Annotated in this window: 14 protein-coding genes, 2 tRNA genes, 1 rRNA gene and 2 pseudogenes; 8 read left to right on the top strand and 11 right to left on the bottom strand. The window is 54.4% G+C overall.

The window, feature by feature from the left end; all coding sequences use genetic code 11:
• Position 1 precedes the first annotated feature (1 nt).
• The 3 genes from hpxX to hpxZ are packed head-to-tail and all read left to right on the top strand — an operon-like array spanning position 2 to position 1964.
• Positions 2-187 (top strand): oxalurate catabolism protein HpxX, encoded by a 186-nt coding sequence (gene hpxX, locus IB226_RS19600; RefSeq protein ID WP_110867819.1) that lies wholly within the window; start codon positions 2-4, stop codon positions 185-187.
• Positions 184-1578 carry an AtzE family amidohydrolase gene (locus IB226_RS19605; protein ID WP_192236766.1) on the top strand — a complete coding sequence of 465 codons (1395 nt, stop codon included), beginning with the start codon at positions 184-186 and terminating at the stop codon, positions 1576-1578. The genes hpxX and IB226_RS19605 overlap by 4 nt, the downstream gene beginning before the upstream one ends.
• Before the next feature lie 2 nt (positions 1579-1580).
• Complete coding sequence (gene hpxZ / locus IB226_RS19610) at positions 1581-1964, top strand: oxalurate catabolism protein HpxZ (RefSeq protein WP_110867821.1); 384 nt, start codon at positions 1581-1583, stop codon at positions 1962-1964.
• 161 nt (positions 1965-2125) lie between these two features.
• Here hpxZ and puuE read toward each other — a convergent pair whose 3' ends face one another.
• Genes puuE through IB226_RS19625 form a run of 3 tightly spaced genes read right to left on the bottom strand, consistent with a single transcriptional unit; the run spans position 2126 to position 4565 of the window.
• Positions 2126-3085 (bottom strand): allantoinase PuuE, encoded by a 960-nt coding sequence (gene puuE / locus IB226_RS19615; protein ID WP_110867822.1) that lies wholly within the window; start codon positions 3083-3085, stop codon positions 2126-2128.
• Between the two features lie 29 nt (positions 3086-3114).
• Positions 3115-3846: an allantoin racemase gene (gene hpxA, locus IB226_RS19620; protein WP_192236767.1), complete on the bottom strand. Its 732-nt coding sequence runs from the start codon at positions 3844-3846 to the stop codon at positions 3115-3117.
• Positions 3843-4565: a GntR family transcriptional regulator gene (locus tag IB226_RS19625; protein WP_192236768.1), complete on the bottom strand. Its 723-nt coding sequence runs from the start codon at positions 4563-4565 to the stop codon at positions 3843-3845. Before IB226_RS19625 ends, hpxA begins: the two co-directional genes overlap by 4 nt.
• A 145-nt stretch (positions 4566-4710) precedes the next feature.
• On the opposite strand from IB226_RS19625, the gene IB226_RS19630 reads away from it, so the two are divergent.
• Positions 4711-6204, top strand: coding sequence for an NCS1 family nucleobase:cation symporter-1 (locus tag IB226_RS19630; RefSeq protein WP_192236769.1), 1494 nt, complete (start codon positions 4711-4713; stop codon positions 6202-6204).
• 130 nt (positions 6205-6334) lie between these two features.
• Here the strand turns inward: IB226_RS19630 and IB226_RS19635 are convergent.
• Together IB226_RS19635 and dnaQ are read right to left on the bottom strand one after the other, a co-directional pair.
• A tRNA-Asp gene (locus IB226_RS19635) sits at positions 6335-6411 on the bottom strand.
• Between the two features lie 134 nt (positions 6412-6545).
• Positions 6546-7277, bottom strand: a complete 732-nt coding sequence (gene dnaQ / locus IB226_RS19640) for a DNA polymerase III subunit epsilon (RefSeq protein ID WP_192236770.1) — start codon at positions 7275-7277, stop codon at positions 6546-6548.
• On the opposite strand from dnaQ, the pseudogene rnhA reads away from it, so the two are divergent.
• Positions 7231-7798 (top strand): annotated as a pseudogene (gene rnhA, locus IB226_RS19645) (ribonuclease HI). The gene dnaQ and the pseudogene rnhA overlap by 47 nt on opposite strands.
• Here the strand turns inward: rnhA and IB226_RS19650 are convergent.
• Positions 7783-8517 (bottom strand): class I SAM-dependent methyltransferase, encoded by a 735-nt coding sequence (locus tag IB226_RS19650; protein ID WP_061723590.1) that lies wholly within the window; start codon positions 8515-8517, stop codon positions 7783-7785. The pseudogene rnhA and the gene IB226_RS19650 overlap by 16 nt on opposite strands.
• A gap of 40 nt (positions 8518-8557) precedes the next feature.
• Here IB226_RS19650 and gloB point away from each other — a divergent pair, with 40 nt between their 5' ends.
• Together gloB and mltD are read left to right on the top strand one after the other, a co-directional pair.
• Entirely contained in the window at positions 8558-9313 is a 756-nt protein-coding gene (gloB, locus tag IB226_RS19655; RefSeq protein WP_192236771.1) for a hydroxyacylglutathione hydrolase, read from the top strand.
• Positions 9314-9384: 71 nt separating this feature from the next.
• Positions 9385-10758: a murein transglycosylase D gene (gene mltD / locus IB226_RS19660; RefSeq protein WP_192236772.1), complete on the top strand. Its 1374-nt coding sequence runs from the start codon at positions 9385-9387 to the stop codon at positions 10756-10758.
• Between the two features lie 153 nt (positions 10759-10911).
• On the opposite strand, the gene IB226_RS19665 is transcribed toward mltD, so the two are convergent.
• Both IB226_RS19665 and IB226_RS19670 read right to left on the bottom strand, forming a co-directional pair.
• Entirely contained in the window at positions 10912-11715 is an 804-nt protein-coding gene (locus IB226_RS19665) for an endonuclease/exonuclease/phosphatase family protein (RefSeq protein WP_008105211.1), read from the bottom strand.
• A 290-nt stretch (positions 11716-12005) separates the two neighbouring features.
• A pseudogene (locus IB226_RS19670) lies at positions 12006-12125 on the bottom strand (MFS sugar transporter); the annotation flags it as partial.
• Positions 12126-12225: 100 nt separating this feature from the next.
• Between IB226_RS19670 and yafC the strand changes: the two are divergent.
• On the top strand, positions 12226-13134 hold the full coding sequence (yafC, locus tag IB226_RS19675; protein WP_192236773.1) for a DNA-binding transcriptional regulator YafC: 909 nt from the start codon (positions 12226-12228) through the stop codon (positions 13132-13134).
• A 16-nt stretch (positions 13135-13150) separates the two neighbouring features.
• Here yafC and dkgB read toward each other — a convergent pair whose 3' ends face one another.
• The 3 genes from dkgB to rrf form a co-directional block, all read right to left on the bottom strand.
• Positions 13151-13954, bottom strand: coding sequence for a 2,5-didehydrogluconate reductase DkgB (gene dkgB / locus IB226_RS19680; RefSeq protein WP_192236774.1), 804 nt, complete (start codon positions 13952-13954; stop codon positions 13151-13153).
• A 169-nt stretch (positions 13955-14123) separates the two neighbouring features.
• Positions 14124-14200: transfer RNA gene (locus tag IB226_RS19685), tRNA-Asp, on the bottom strand.
• 102 nt (positions 14201-14302) lie between these two features.
• Positions 14303-14418, bottom strand: a 5S ribosomal RNA gene (rrf, locus tag IB226_RS19690).
• Positions 14419-14424 lie beyond the last annotated feature (6 nt).

Here is a 14424-nt window from a genome sequence, read left to right on the forward strand (position 1 = left end):
GATGAGTTCACAACCGGACTGGGCCACCTATATCGCCCAAATGGAGCAGATTCTGGCGCTGGAGCTGGATGATGCGCGCCGCTCCGAGCTGCTGACGCAGTTCAACCGCATCGCCGCCATGGCCGAGCCGCTGATGGCGCTGCCGCTCGACGATCGCCTGGAAGTGGCGGGAGTGTTTCATCCATGAAACTTTCGTCATTATCGATTAATGCCCTGCAGCAGGCGCTGAGTCAGGGCGAGATCAGCGCCCGCGATATCGCGCAAAACACGCTGGCGGCGATTGAACAGCATAAGGCGATCAACGCCTGGACCGAAGTCACCGGTCAGCGCATGCTGCGCGAAGCCGATCAGATCGATCAGCTGCGCCAGCGCGGTGAAACCTTGCCGCCGCTAGCCGGTATTCCTTACGCGGTGAAAAACCTGTTTGATGTCGCCGGACACAGCACCTTAGCCGGTGCCAGCCTGTTCAGCGAACGCGCGGCGGCACGCGAGGATGCGTGGGCGGTGAGCAAACTGCGCCAGTCTGGCGCGCTGCTCTCCGGCATGCTGAATATGGATGCCTATGCTTATGGTTTTACCACGGAAAACACCCATTACGGCGCGACGCGCAATCCGCGCGATTTAACCCGCGTGGCGGGCGGATCGTCCGGCGGTTCAGCGGCAGCGGTGGCAGCGGGTTTGGTGCACTTCTCGCTCGGTACCGACACTAATGGCTCGATCCGCGTGCCCGCTTCACTGTGCGGCATCTTTGGCCTGAAGCCGACCTTTGGCCGCCTGTCGCGCAGCGGCAGCCATCCGTTTGTCGCCAGCCTCGATCACATCGGCCCGTTTGCCCGTTCGGTTGAAGATTTGAGCCTGGTGTACGACACCTTGCAAGGTGCCGATGCCAGCGATGCCTTCCAGGCCGCGCAGCCCGCCTCGCCAGCTAGCGCAGGGCTCAGCAAGGGCGCAGAAGGCGTGCGCAGCGCGGTACTCGGCGGGTTCTTCTCAACCTGGTGCAGCGATGAAGCGCGTGCCGCCGTGGCGGTGGCAGCTAAAGCGCTGCAGGCAATCGACGAAGTGACCTTGCCGAATGCGGAGATCGCACGCTCGGCGGCCTTTATCATGACCGCCGCAGAAGGCGGCAATCACTACTTGCCGATGCTGCGTACGCAGCCGGAGCAGTTCGAGCCCAACTCGCGTGAGCGCCTGCTGGCCGGTGCGATGCTGCCTTCGGCGTGGTACGTGCAGGCCCAGCGTTTCCGCCGCCACTTCCAGCAGCAGGTGCTGCCGCTGTTTGAGCAGTTTGACGTGCTGATTGCGCCCGCCACGCCCTGCACCGCCACCACCATCGGCCAGGAAACCATTCATATCAACGGCCAGCATTTGCCGACGCGCGCCAGCATGGGCATGCTAACCCAGCCGATTTCGTTCCTCGGCTTACCGGTCTGTACCGTGCCGCTGCAAACCGCCAGCGGCTTGCCGATAGGCTTGCAGCTGATCGCTGCGCCGTTTAAAGAACATCTGGCACTGCGCGCCGCCTGGGCGCTGCAACAGCAAGGGCTGACGCTGCCACAAACCACCTTAATGGACGCCTGAAAATGACACCTGAACATATCGATCGCCCGGCAATTCTCGCCGAAGTCACCGCCGCCTTTTACCGCTATGAGCAAGCGCTGATCAGCAATGATGTGGAGGTGTTGGATGAGCTGTTCTGGCACGACAAACGCACCGTGCGTTTGGGCGCGGGTGAGAATTTGTATGGCATTGATGAGATCCGCGCTTTTCGCGCGGCGCGGCCGTCAAAAGGGTTGGAACGCGAGTTACGTAATACGGTGATCACCACTTTTGGCGATGACTATGCGGTGTGCAGTACGGAGTTTACGCGTGAAGGTGTAGAGAAGATCGGACGCCAGCAGCAGACGTGGGTGCGATTACCGTGCGGCTGGCGGATTGTCGCGGCGCAGGTGAGTTTGATGAGTTGAGTTGGGTGGTTTTTCCCTCACCCTAACCCTCTCCCGCACGCGGGAGAGGGAATGATTGGGCTACCGCACGCGGGCGAGGGAATGATTAGGTGGAGTGATTTGCTGAACCGGGGCGGGATCGGCGCCTTCTCCCGCTGGCGGGAGAAGGTTGGGATGAAGGGCTAAGCGCTCGGTGCCGGATGCGTCGCGATCCAGTGATCGGCGATTTGCTGCCGCGTACACACCCACACATCTTCATGCTGCTGAATATGATCGAGGAAGCGCTGCAAGCCACGGAATTTCCCCGGACGTCCCAGTAAACGACAGTGCATGCCAATCGACATCATCTTCGGTGCCGTTTCGCCCTCTTCGTACAGCACATCAAAGGTGTCGCGCAAATAGGTAAAGAACTGCTCCGCCGTGTTGAAGCCCTGCGGCGAGGCGAAGCGCATATCGTTGCACTCCAGCGTGTAAGGGATGACCAGATGCGGTTTAACCGTGCCGTCCTGACAGGTGACCTGCGTCCAGAACGGTAAATCGTCGCCGTAATAGTCGCTGTCATAGCTAAAGCCGCCCTGCTCGACCACCAGGCGTCGGGTGTTGGGGCTGTCGCGGCCGGTGTACCAGCCGGTTGGCGCTTTGCCAAACAGGTCGGTTAACACGTCCACCGCCTGCTGCATGTGCTGGCGCTCGGTCTTGGCATCCATCGCCTGGTAGTGAATCCAGCGCCAGCCGTGGCTCACCACGTCGTAATCCGCCGCTTTGATCGCCTCGACGATGTCCGGATGACGCGCCAGCGCCATCGCCACACCAAACACCGTCAACGGCAAACCGCGCTTTTGAAACTCATTATGGATGCGCCAGAAACCGGCGCGTGAACCGTATTCATACAGCGAATCCATCGACATATGGCGATCGGCGTAGCTGGCCGCGCCAATGATATCGGAAAGAAACTGCTCGGAACCGGCGTCGCCATGCAACACGTTGTTCTCGGCGCCCTCTTCGTAATTAAGGACAAACTGCACCGCGACGCGCGCTTTGCCCGGCCACTGCGCATGCGGCGGGTTGCCAGCGTAGCCGATCAGATCGCGGGGATAGTTTTTGTTGAAGCTGTACTCTTTCTTGCCAGATACATCATTCATTCTGTAAGTTCCTGTCGCTCAACCAGTGGTTAGTTTAGGTGCTGAAAGGCTCCGCTGAGCGGTTTTTCGAGTGGATAATCGAGATCGCCATGCTTGCTGGTACCAAAGCCTAGCGCCACCAGCGACTCCACCATTTTTACCGCAGCGCTGACCCCGTCGATTACCGGCATGCCCAGTTCTTTGGTGAGATCCTGCGCCAGCGTAGCCATACCGCCACAGCCCAGCACAATCGCGCCGCTGCCATCTTCGCGTTTGGCCTGCATGCAGCGCTGACGCACTTTCTCCTGCGCCACGCCGCTGCCGTCTTCCAGCGCCAGCACCGGCAGATCGATGGCGTGCAGCGCGGCACAATGGTGTGTGAAGCCATATTGCTGCAGCAGATGGCGCGCAATCACCAGCGTGCGCGGCAAGGTGGTGATAATCGAAAAGCGCGTCGCCACCAGCGTGGCGGTGTGCATGGCCGCTTCTGCAATGCCAATTACCGGGCCGCTTGCCAGTTCACGCGCCGCCAGCAATCCCGGATCGCCGAAGCAGGCAATGATATGGCCGCTCACGCCCTGCTCTTTGCCGCGTTTCACCTGCTCCAGCACACCAATCGCCGCGATGGCCTCATCAAAATGACCTTCAATCGACTCGACGCCGTGAGTCGGGCACACCGCCAGAATCTCGGTGCCCGGCGCGGCGACGGCGCGCGCGGCAGTACCCATGGTTTCCGTCATCGCTAAGCTGGTGTTGGGATTGATGACCTGAATCAGGCTCATGATGCCGCTCCTTTGTTACCGGCAAATAACCGGGTGAAATCAGGCAAGGTTTCGCCGCTGCGCTCAAAGTGCAGGCTGGCAACAATATGTTCGAAGTGATGCTGCAGCGCCGCCGTCAACCCCGGCAGATCTTTTTGCCGCAGCAGATCCACCAGCCGATCGTGATGATCGCATCGGCAGCCGCGCTGCCACGGTGCACCGTAAGCGGCAATCACCAGCGACGAACGCTGCGTCAGGCGCGTCACCATATCGGTGAGCACTGCGTTACCGGAGATCGCCTGCAGCTGAATATGGAACGCGGCGGAGAGACGAATCGCCGCGGCACCATCATGCTGATCACGTGCCTGCTGCTCTTCTTCAATCAGCACGCCGAGTGCCGCTAAGTGCGGTGCCTGCACGTGGCTCAGCACCGCCGGCAGATTGGCGCACTCTAATAAACTGCGGGTGGCGAAGATGTCGCGGGCTTCATCCACGCCCGGCGTCGCCACCTGTGCACCACGCCTGGGCGACAAAGTGATCATTTGCACCGCGGCGAGGCGTTGCAGCACCTTACGAATGCCGGTGCGACTCACGCCGAAGACATCCGATAAGGCTTCTTCCGGCAATTTACTGCCCGGCGGCAGTTGATGCTCAACGATGGCGGTAAGCAGCGCCTGATAGATAGGTTCATCGCGATCGTTCAGATCGGCAGCCGTTTTCTGGCCTGTTTCACTCTTCATTACCTGCTCCGGTAAGTGACTGTGTGCTGCACATCGTATACGTGAAGTTAATTTTTTGTATACAAGAAATCATTTCTGGCCTGGATCCTGCAATAACGTTTCACGCTGTGATTATTTTTCCATGATGTTGAGAGGAGCAGGTTTCATGCCAAATCATTCTGAAGTGACCTCGCGGGTGGCCTCTGAAGCCAACGCACAATACAGTCCACGTCTGTGTAATGACGATCTGGCGCCGACGCGCGACCAGAACTGGTCGTGGTACAACATCTTTTCGTTCTGGATGTCGGACGTGCACAGCATGGGCGGCTACGTGGTGGCCGCCAGCTTCTTTACCCTCGGGCTGGCGAGCTGGCAGGTGCTGCTGTGCTTGTTAGTGGGCATCTGCATTGTGCAGCTGTGCGCCAATCTGGTGGCCAAACCGAGCCAGATGGCAGGCGTACCGTACGCGGTGATTTCGCGTCAGGCGTTTGGCGTGTTTGGCGCTAACATCCCGGCGATTATTCGCGGGCTGATCGCTTTTGCATGGTACGGCATCCAGACTTATCTGGCGGCTAACGCGCTAATGCTGGTGCTGCTGAAGTTCTTCCCCACCCTGAGCAGCATGACGCAAAGCAGCTGGCTCGGCTTATCTCAGCTGGGCTGGTGTTGTTTCGGTGTGATGTGGTTACTGCAGGCGATGGTGTTCTGGCACGGCATGAACGCGATTAAACGCTTTATTGATGTCGCCGGTCCGGCGGTGTACGTGGTGATGGTGGCGCTGGCGGGCTGGATTGTATACAAAACTGGTTTCGACGGCATCTCCTTCACGCTGGCCAGCAAGCAGTTGAGCACCGGCGAGCAAACCTGGCAGATGATTACCGCCACCGCGCTGGTGGTCTCCTACTTCTCCGGTCCGCTGCTGAATTTTGGTGACTTCTCGCGTTACGGCAAAAGCATGGGCGAAATTCGTCGCGGCAACCGTTGGGGCTTACCGTTCAACTTCCTGCTGTTCTCGATTGTCACCGTGGTGATTGTCTCCGGTACGCAATCGCTGTTCGGCAGAATGATCACCGATCCGATTGAAACTGTCAGCATGGTGGGTAACGACGTGGCGGTGGCGATTGGCCTGCTGACCATGATTATCGCTACCATCGGCATTAATATCGTGGCGAACTTCGTTTCGCCAGCATTCGACTTCTCGAACTGCTCACCGCAGAAAATCAGCTTCCGCACCGGTGGCATGATTGCCGCAGTCGGTTCGGTGTTACTGACGCCGTGGAACCTGTTCCAGTCGCCAGAACTGATTCACTACACGCTGGATGTGCTGGGCTCGTTTATTGGGCCGCTGTTTGGCATCCTGGTGGCCGATTTCTATCTGATTAAACGCAGCAAAGTCTACGTGGATGACCTGTTTGATGACACGCCGAAAGGACGTTACTGGTATCGCGGCGGCTTCAACCCGAAAGCGATTGCCGCGCTGCTGCCGTCGGTGGGCATTTGTCTGGTGATCAGCTTTATTCCTTCACTGCATGCGGTGGCGAACTTTAGCTGGTTTATCGGCGTGGCGTTGGGTGCGGGCTGCTATCGCTGGCTGGCGCGCGCTGACCGCGAAGAGTCGGTGGCGGCGTATCGCGCGACGGTGGCGGTACAGAAGGATTAAGTTGCGTGCGCGCTGGCCCTCATTCCATCCTTCGCCCGCTTGCGAGAGAAGGCGGGGGATGAGGGAAAGCGATACCATTTGGAAAAAGCAAAAAGCCGATGCATTTCTGCATCGGCTTCTTTAAATAGATTGGCGGAACGGACGGGGCTCGAACCCGCGACCCCCTGCGTGACAGGCAGGTATTCTAACCAACTGAACTACCGCTCCGCGCTTTGTTCCCCGTCGAGAACGAGGCGCATATTAATAGCAGCTTTCACACCCGTCAACGCTTTTTCTGTGGGAATGTTTCGTTTGACGTTTTTTTCAGCTTAACGTCGATTTTGCACGCAAAATCAGCCGTTTTACACGCGCCACAAGCAGCTACCCCCCTTCTTCTGCACCAAATCCAGACGACCTTCGTGCGCAGCAATCTCTTCATCGCTGGCGCTGACCACGCGCAGACCTGAACTCGGACGCACAATGCGCTGAATGTTCTCCGCGCCGCCCTGATTGTTCTGCTCACCGTCCAGAGAAAATGCCAGTGAGGTTTGACCGCCGGTCATCATCAGGAATACTTCGGCCAGAATCTCGGCATCGAGCAGTGCGCCGTGCAGCGTACGTTTGCTGTTGTCTATCTCATAACGGTTGCACAATGCATCGAGGCTGTTGCGCTTGCCGGGATACATCTTACGCGCCATCGCCAGGCTATCGGTGATCTGGCAGAAGGTTTCGGTTTTGCCGATATCCCGCTTCAGCATGCCGAATTCATAATCCATAAAGCCAATATCGAACGATGCGTTATGGATCACCAGCTCTGCGCCACGGATGTAATCAAGGAATTCGTCGGCGATATCCGCAAACATCGGCTTATCAGCGAGGAATTCATCGGCGATACCGTGAACGCCGAACGCTTCCGGATCCACCAGCCGATCGGGCTTCAGATACATATGGAAGTTGTTGCCGGTCAGGCGACGGTTGATCACCTCAACCGCACCAATTTCAATGATGCGATGTCCTTCATAATGCACACCGATCATGTTCATGCCGGTGGTTTCAGTATCGAGGACGATCTGGCGGTTCTTTGCAGTGCTCATAGGACTCGTTTTATGTCAGACTTGGCGTTTTGTCAGAAGGAAGTCTACCAGAGATGCGTAAACAGGTAGAAATATTCACCGATGGATCTTGCCTGGGCAATCCCGGTCCCGGCGGTTATGGCGCCATTTTACGTTATGGCGCGCATGAAAAAGAGTTCAGTACAGGTTATCGCCTCACCACCAACAATCGTATGGAAATGATGGCGGCTATCGTGGCGCTCGAAGCGTTAAAACAGCCGTGTGAGGTGGTGATCAGCACCGACAGCCAATATGTTCGTCAGGGTATCACCAGTTGGATCCACAACTGGAAGAAGCGCGGCTGGAAAACCGCCGATAAAAAACCGGTGAAAAATGTCGATCTGTGGAAACGTCTCGATGTGGCGCTCAGCAACCATGAAATTAAGTGGGAATGGGTAAAAGGCCACGCCGGGCATCCGGAGAACGAACGCTGCGACGAACTGGCACGCAGCGCGGCGGGAAAGCCCACTCAGGATGATATCGGTTATCAGGTTGAATCCTGATCCTTCACTTCACGAAACTGGCGCGTGACGTTAACCGTTTGCCGTAGCTGGCTTTGACTCAGATTCTTCTTCATTTTGGTGGGCGTTAGCGGGAACGTACGTTTACGTGCCACCACAATGTTCAAACAACCGAGCGCCGGTAAATGCGCGCTGATCACCCTGCCGCCCTGCCGATGCCACGGCACCACCTGAAAACGGGTGCGGTAAACCACCTCATAATTCAGCAGGCCCAGCCAGTCGAGCAATCGTACCTGGCTGAACATCCGTCCACTCCACGGCGCGCGCGAGTGCAGACCCGGAATGCCTTTGCTAATCCCTAATAAACTGAAAGGGTTGAAGCCGCTGATGATCATCCAGCCATCATCGATCAATACCCGATCCACTTCACGCAGTACGCGGTGCGGATCCTGACTCCACGCCAGCGTGTGCGCCAGTAAACAGGCATCTACGGATTTAGATTCAAAGGGTAATTGCGTGTTATTGGCGATAACCTGTAATTCATCGCCCTCAATGCCCACATTCACTTGATGCGATATGGCACACTGGCTGGTGTTGATTTCTGCGCTGAGGCTGCCAATTTTAAGCATATGAAAGCCATACAGCTTGCCGAGATAAGGCTGCAGTTGCTGAGTGAGCGCGTCGCGAAAATAGTCTCCCATTGGCATATCGCGCCAGGAGCGCGGTGCAGTCAGGATTTGGCGTGTTTTAGCCGGCTTCATGCTCTACCATTTTCCTTTTTCTACGACCTGAGAGGTGTTTATGAATCTTACCAGCATTCCCGCATTGCAGGATAACTACATCTGGACACTAACGGACGATGACAACAGGTGTTTGATAGTCGATCCCGGCGAAGCACAGCCGGTGCTGGATAAAATCAGCGCCAATCATTGGCAACCCGTGGCGATTTTGCTGACGCACCATCATCACGATCACGTCGGCGGTGTGGATGAGCTGTTGCAGCACTATCCCGATGTGGCCGTTTTCGGTCCAGAGGAAACGGCAGATAAAGGGGCGAAGCGTATTATGGCCGAAGATGATGAATTTACCCTGCTTGGGCTGAATTTCCGTGTCATCGCAACACCCGGTCACACTTTAGGACATATCTCATATTTCAGCCCCCCTTATCTTTTCTGTGGTGACACGATGTTTTCTGGCGGCTGCGGGCGTTTATTTGAAGGCACTGCAGAGCAAATGTTCGAATCATTTCAAAAACTTAATCAGCTCCCTAAAGATACTCTCGTTTGCTGCGCGCATGAGTACACTTTATCCAATATGAAGTTTGCTGCGGCTATTCTGCCCCACGACCCTAAAATTTTGGCAAGGTATCAGCAAATTAAGGACTTACGCGCAGAAAACCGCATCACTTTACCAACAAAACTGGCCTTAGAGCGGGAAATAAATTTATTTTTACGCACGCAAGAGGCTGATTTACAACAGGCTTTAGGCACTAATGTCTCATCATCAGCGTTATGGCAAACTTTCGCCGATCTACGCGAGAAGAAAGACCGCTTTTGATATTTGAGGTTGTGTTGTGGTGGACCGTCACGTATAGTTGCTCGTCTTTTAAGCGAACTATTGACACACACATGAAGGCTAAAGCGATCTTACTCGCCTCGGTCTTGCTGGTAGGATGTCAGGCATCAAGGAATGACGCCAATATCCCCGTACAGCATGCCCAGAGTCTGTCTTCAGCTGGTCAAGGTGAAAATGGAAAGTACGGAGATCGATTGTTGTCGCCGCGATGGCAGGATGATGGAACAAGCCTCGCAGAAGATACTGATCTCTGGAATCACATTAGTGACGAGTTGAAGATGGGGATTCCGGAAAACAGCCGGATCCGCGAACAAAAAACAAAATTTTTAAAAAATAAGAGCTATCTCCACGATGTAACATTACGGGCAGAGCCGTACATGTACTGGATTGTCGAGCAGATACAGAAACGTAAAATGCCGATGGAACTGGTACTGCTACCCATAGTGGAGAGCGCTTTTGACCCACACGCAACATCTTCTGCGAATGCCGCTGGCATCTGGCAGATTGTTGCACAAACGGGCAAAAACTATGGTTTGAAACAGAACCAATGGTACGACGGACGCCGCGATGTGGTGGCCTCGACCAAAGTAGCGCTGGATATGATGCAGCGTCTGAACGGTATGTTTGACGGCGACTGGTTACTGACCATCGCCGCCTATAACAGCGGTGAAGGACGTGTGCTGAAGGCGATGAAACAGAATAAGGCGCGCGGTAAGCCGACTGACTTCTGGAGTTTATCGCTGCCCCGCGAGACCACGGTTTACGTACCTAAAATGTTGGCCTTGAGTGAGATTCTCAAGAACAACAAGCGTTACGGTATCAAACTGCCGACCCCGAACGAGAGCCGTGCTTTAGCTCGCGTAGAGGTGGGACAGCAGATTGAACTGACGCAGGCCGCCGATATGGCCGGAATGTCTCTCAGCAAGTTGAAGACATTTAATGCCGGTTATAAAAACGGTGCCACTGCGCCAAATGGACCGCACTACATTATGGTGCCTAAGTCCAACGTTGCTAAGTTGCGCGATTCACTGGCTTCCGGTGATATCGCTTCCGTGCAGCCTACCGAGATGGCGAAAGTCAGTGCGGCAGGAAACAGCTATACGGTACGCAAAGGCGACACCTTGTCTGGCATTGCCAACAAGCTTGGCGTAACCGTCAGTGCACTGAAACAGCAGAACAATCTGCGCAGCGCTTCAGTTCGTACCGGTCAGACTCTGACCGTGAACGGCAAAGCGAGCACGCAATTGGCTGATAACGGCAACAGCATCACCTACCGTGTACGTAAGGGTGATTCTTTTGCCAGTATTGCTAAACGCCACGGTGTGAACACCAAAGACGTAATGCGCTGGAACAGTGACGCTAAAGACATTCAGCCGGGCGACAAGCTCACGCTGTTTGTGAATAATAGCGCAACACCTGATACCTAATGCCCCGAAAAGGCTGACTTTTGTCAGCCTTTTTCATTTTCTGCTTCTGCTAAATTCTGCATATCGCCTGTTCAGGCACTGACTTACCTTATGCTGTAATATTTTCAGCTGAATGTTATGACGGTTGCGAAGCGGGAGCTCGAGCGTATTGGCTTAACGCTCGATACCGTAGAGAGAGTTGAACTCAACCAGCAGCGGATTGTGATCTGATGCGCGCGTCACCAGTACAGAAGCTTCACTGACCTTCATATCGCGGTAGAAGACGAAATCCAGTGGGCGCCCAAAGGCTTTTCGGCGATGGTCATCGGTGAAGTTCACCTCACGCAAAGACATCTCCCGCGCAAAGCGATACAGCGCATTCATGCGCTGGCGGCTCCAGGCGTTGAAATCCCCCGCCATGATCACCGGTCCGCGATGATGTTGAATCTGTTCGCCAATCGGCCCCAACTGTTTGCTGTAGACATCGACACCGAGACTGAAATTGACCGCGTGGATATTCACCACCATTAGCATTTCGCCCGTGGGTAATGGATACGCCGTGACCAGCGCAGATTTGGCCAAACGCAGCAGCGGCTCACGTTCCCGTAGTGGGCAACAGTACACAGGGTGCGCAGACGCCAACGTCATGACGCCGGAAGGATGTTGCGGTAAGACAAAGGCTGGCACCTGATCGGCCGCGAGATAGTTACTGGTGGCGAATTTGACCAGTTCAGGCGTGGCCTGCGCCTCCTGCAGCAGAACAAGGTGGGCATCTTTGCCAAAACCCTGGAGCACAGACATCCAGTCTGCACGCTGTTGCTTGAAGATATTCCAGACTAAAACTCGCAGTGTGGGATCAGCTGGCAAAGGTGCGCCAGGCGGTAATGCCTGCCCAAGATGCAGCATTGCCCCCGGCGGAAAAATCCGTTCTGCTGGCTGACCTGCTACATAACGCATTGAATAAGTTTTTTTCCGCACTTTCCCGCCCAACTGGTTTACGACTCGCACTTCACCTGACTGTTATAGGGATTTTAGCGCGGGGTTTCAATTGGTGTTCTTGATTGTCGGAATTCGCCTCACAGCTTACCAATGTAAAAGCCTGCCAGCTGGCAGGCTTTCGTGCGGGTTATTCCATCGCTATCGCAGTCTGAGTTTTATCGAGTTGGCCACTCAATCGCACTAGCAGCAGCGTGCCAGGTACATACACCGTACGGATCCACGGGGTTTGCGCCAATCCATAATGTTCAACAATGCACAATCACGCTCACTGCGGCAGGCAGCGTAATACGGAGTTGTTCAGCGATGGTTGGGCTCAGAACGACGATAACAAATTCTGTCGTTCCGATCGCACAGGCACTGATCGTCAGCGCCCAAAGTGCAATTGGCATGATTAACTCCCATTAAGGTTTTGATGGGCATTAGTGTTGCCGCATGCTTTAATGACAAAAAGATGCAAAGTGAGAGTGGACTTTTGCTTTTGGAGGGATAATGAAAGCATCGTCAGATGAGCTTAAGGTGTTTATCGCTGTAGTGGAGAGCGGCAGCTTCAGTCGCGCTGCAGAGCAGTTGCACATGGCCAATTCAGCGGTGAGTCGTACGGTTAAAAAACTGGAGAATAAGCTGGGTGTCGCGCTCTTAACGCGTACTACGCGTCAGCTAGCGCTCACTCATGAGGGCGAGCATTATTTTCGCCGCGTGCAAAAGTTGATGCAGGAGATGTCAACCGCCGAGAGCGAGTTGATTGAGCGTCAGATGGTGCCTCAGGGCATACTTCGTATTGATGCTGCCACACCCGTAATTCTGCATCTGTTGCTACCGATGATTAAACCCTTTCGTGAGCGCTATCCCAATATCACACTATCGCTCATCTCTTCAGAGAGCTTTATTAACCTCATCGAACGTAAAGTCGATGTGGCGATTCGCGCTGGCAATTTGACGGATTCTACACTGCGCGCTCGTTTGCTCTTTATAAGCTATCGCAAATTAGTGGCGACGCCGGCTTATCTGGCGAAATATGGTGTCCCTGCATCAACCGCTGATTTGGCTCAGCATGAATGCCTTGGCTTCGTTGAAACGCCACGCTTAAATCGCTGGCCTGTCGCAGATGAAGGTGGCGATCTTTATGACATCACGCCAGGAATGTCATCTAACAGCGGCGAAACGCTCAAACAGCTAGTGCTAGGCGATCAAGGTATCGCGTGTTTATCAGATTTTATGGTGGATAAAGAGATAGCTGATGGCACTTTTATTGAACTGCTTGCTGATCAGCGTATTCCAGTTGAGATGCCTTTTAATGCAGTTTATTACAGTGACTTAGGAGTCAGCCAACGCGTCAGGGCGTTTATTGATTTTCTGAGTGAATGGGTTAAAGCTCAGCCCTGGCGAGTGCAGGGCTGAAAAAGGGATGCAGTGATTAATCCCAGTCTGGCGCCAGACCTTCTGGACTCACTAAGCGCTGATGACGATCCAGCGCGGCAATATTTGCCATATCTTGATCGTCTAGCTGCAGATCAACCGCTGTCATGTTGCTCGCCAGGTTTTCACGTTTGGTTGATGACGGGATCACCGCGTAACCTAACTTCATCGCCCATGCCAAAACAACCTGTGCCGGAGTAGCTTTGCGCTTCTGTGCAATGGTATTAATTACCTCATCCTTCAGCGCTTCTCCATAAGCTAACGTCATGTAAGAAGTGATATGAAGACCATTCTTTTTAGCAAAATCAACCACCTGCCGATTCTGCAAAAAGGGATGCAGCTCAATCTGGTTAGTCGCTATATTTTCCACGCCAACCGCGTCAATCGCCTCTTTCATCAAAGCAATTGGGAAGTTTGAGATACCAATTTGACGCGTCAGCCCTGCTTCTTTTGCTGCCATCAATGCCAACATGCTCTCTTTCACCGATACCGCCGATCCGGGAGAAGGCCAGTGGATTAAGGTGAGATCGACATAACCGGTGCGCAGCTTTGCCAGGCTCTCTTTCAAGCTGGGAATCAACTGTTCAGCCGAAAGATTGTCGATCCAAATTTTAGTGGTAATAAACAAGTCGCCACGTGCTGCGCCATTCTCAGCGATCGCCTGGCCCACAGCCGCTTCATTTTCATAGATTTGCGCAGTATCAATTGTGCGATAGCCAAGTTCCAACGCAGTTTTAACTGAATGGATTACAACGTCATCTTGCAGGCGGAAAGTACCTAAACCAAAGGCGGGGATTGTCATGATTTCCTCATCGTATAGCGTTATGTTTCGATGGGAATTATTTTGGCAGGTTTATTGTTGCTGAAAAATCCGTTTATAAGCAGAAGAATTTTGATTTTTTATCAACAATAATGAAAAAATTGCAGATATGAAAAAGCCCTGACTTTTCAGTCAGGGCTTATCAATTAAGTGGCGGAACGGACGGGGCTCGAACCCGCGACCCCCTGCGTGACAGGCAGGTATTCTAACCAACTGAACTACCGCTCCACCGATTCTGTACTGATATCAGACAATCGTTCTGATTTCAGGTGTTTCGCCCTTCCCGCGTCACGGGGAAGGTCACGACCCGGTAACGGGTCTTAAATTGATGCCTGGCAGTTCCCTACTCTCGCATGGGGAGGCCCCACACTACCATCGGCGCTACGGCGTTTCACTTCTGAGTTCGGCATGGGGTCAGGTGGGACCACCGCGCTAAAGCCGCCAGGCAAATT

It is taken from the genome of Pantoea sp. PNT03 (assembly GCF_014852515.1).
In the GTDB taxonomy this organism is placed as follows: Bacteria; Pseudomonadota; Gammaproteobacteria; order Enterobacterales; family Enterobacteriaceae; genus Pantoea; species Pantoea leporis.

Bases quoted from the DNA above. Each gene is read 5' to 3' on its own strand.
- hpxX (WP_110867819.1), top strand. From the start codon at position 2: ATGAGTTCACAACCGGACTGGGCCACCTATATCGCCCAAATGGAGCAG.
- IB226_RS19605 (WP_192236766.1), top strand. From the start codon at position 184: ATGAAACTTTCGTCATTATCGATTAATGCCCTGCAGCAGGCGCTGAGT.
- hpxZ (WP_110867821.1), top strand. From the start codon at position 1,581: ATGACACCTGAACATATCGATCGCCCGGCAATTCTCGCCGAAGTCACC.
- puuE (WP_110867822.1), bottom strand. From the start codon at position 3,085: ATGAATGATGTATCTGGCAAGAAAGAGTACAGCTTCAACAAAAACTAT.
- hpxA (WP_192236767.1), bottom strand. From the start codon at position 3,846: ATGAGCCTGATTCAGGTCATCAATCCCAACACCAGCTTAGCGATGACG.
- IB226_RS19625 (WP_192236768.1), bottom strand. From the start codon at position 4,565: ATGAAGAGTGAAACAGGCCAGAAAACGGCTGCCGATCTGAACGATCGC.
- IB226_RS19630 (WP_192236769.1), top strand. From the start codon at position 4,711: ATGCCAAATCATTCTGAAGTGACCTCGCGGGTGGCCTCTGAAGCCAAC.
- dnaQ (WP_192236770.1), bottom strand. From the start codon at position 7,277: ATGAGCACTGCAAAGAACCGCCAGATCGTCCTCGATACTGAAACCACC.
- IB226_RS19650 (WP_061723590.1), bottom strand. From the start codon at position 8,517: ATGAAGCCGGCTAAAACACGCCAAATCCTGACTGCACCGCGCTCCTGG.
- gloB (WP_192236771.1), top strand. From the start codon at position 8,558: ATGAATCTTACCAGCATTCCCGCATTGCAGGATAACTACATCTGGACA.
- mltD (WP_192236772.1), top strand. From the start codon at position 9,385: ATGAAGGCTAAAGCGATCTTACTCGCCTCGGTCTTGCTGGTAGGATGT.
- yafC (WP_192236773.1), top strand. From the start codon at position 12,226: ATGAAAGCATCGTCAGATGAGCTTAAGGTGTTTATCGCTGTAGTGGAG.
- dkgB (WP_192236774.1), bottom strand. From the start codon at position 13,954: ATGACAATCCCCGCCTTTGGTTTAGGTACTTTCCGCCTGCAAGATGAC.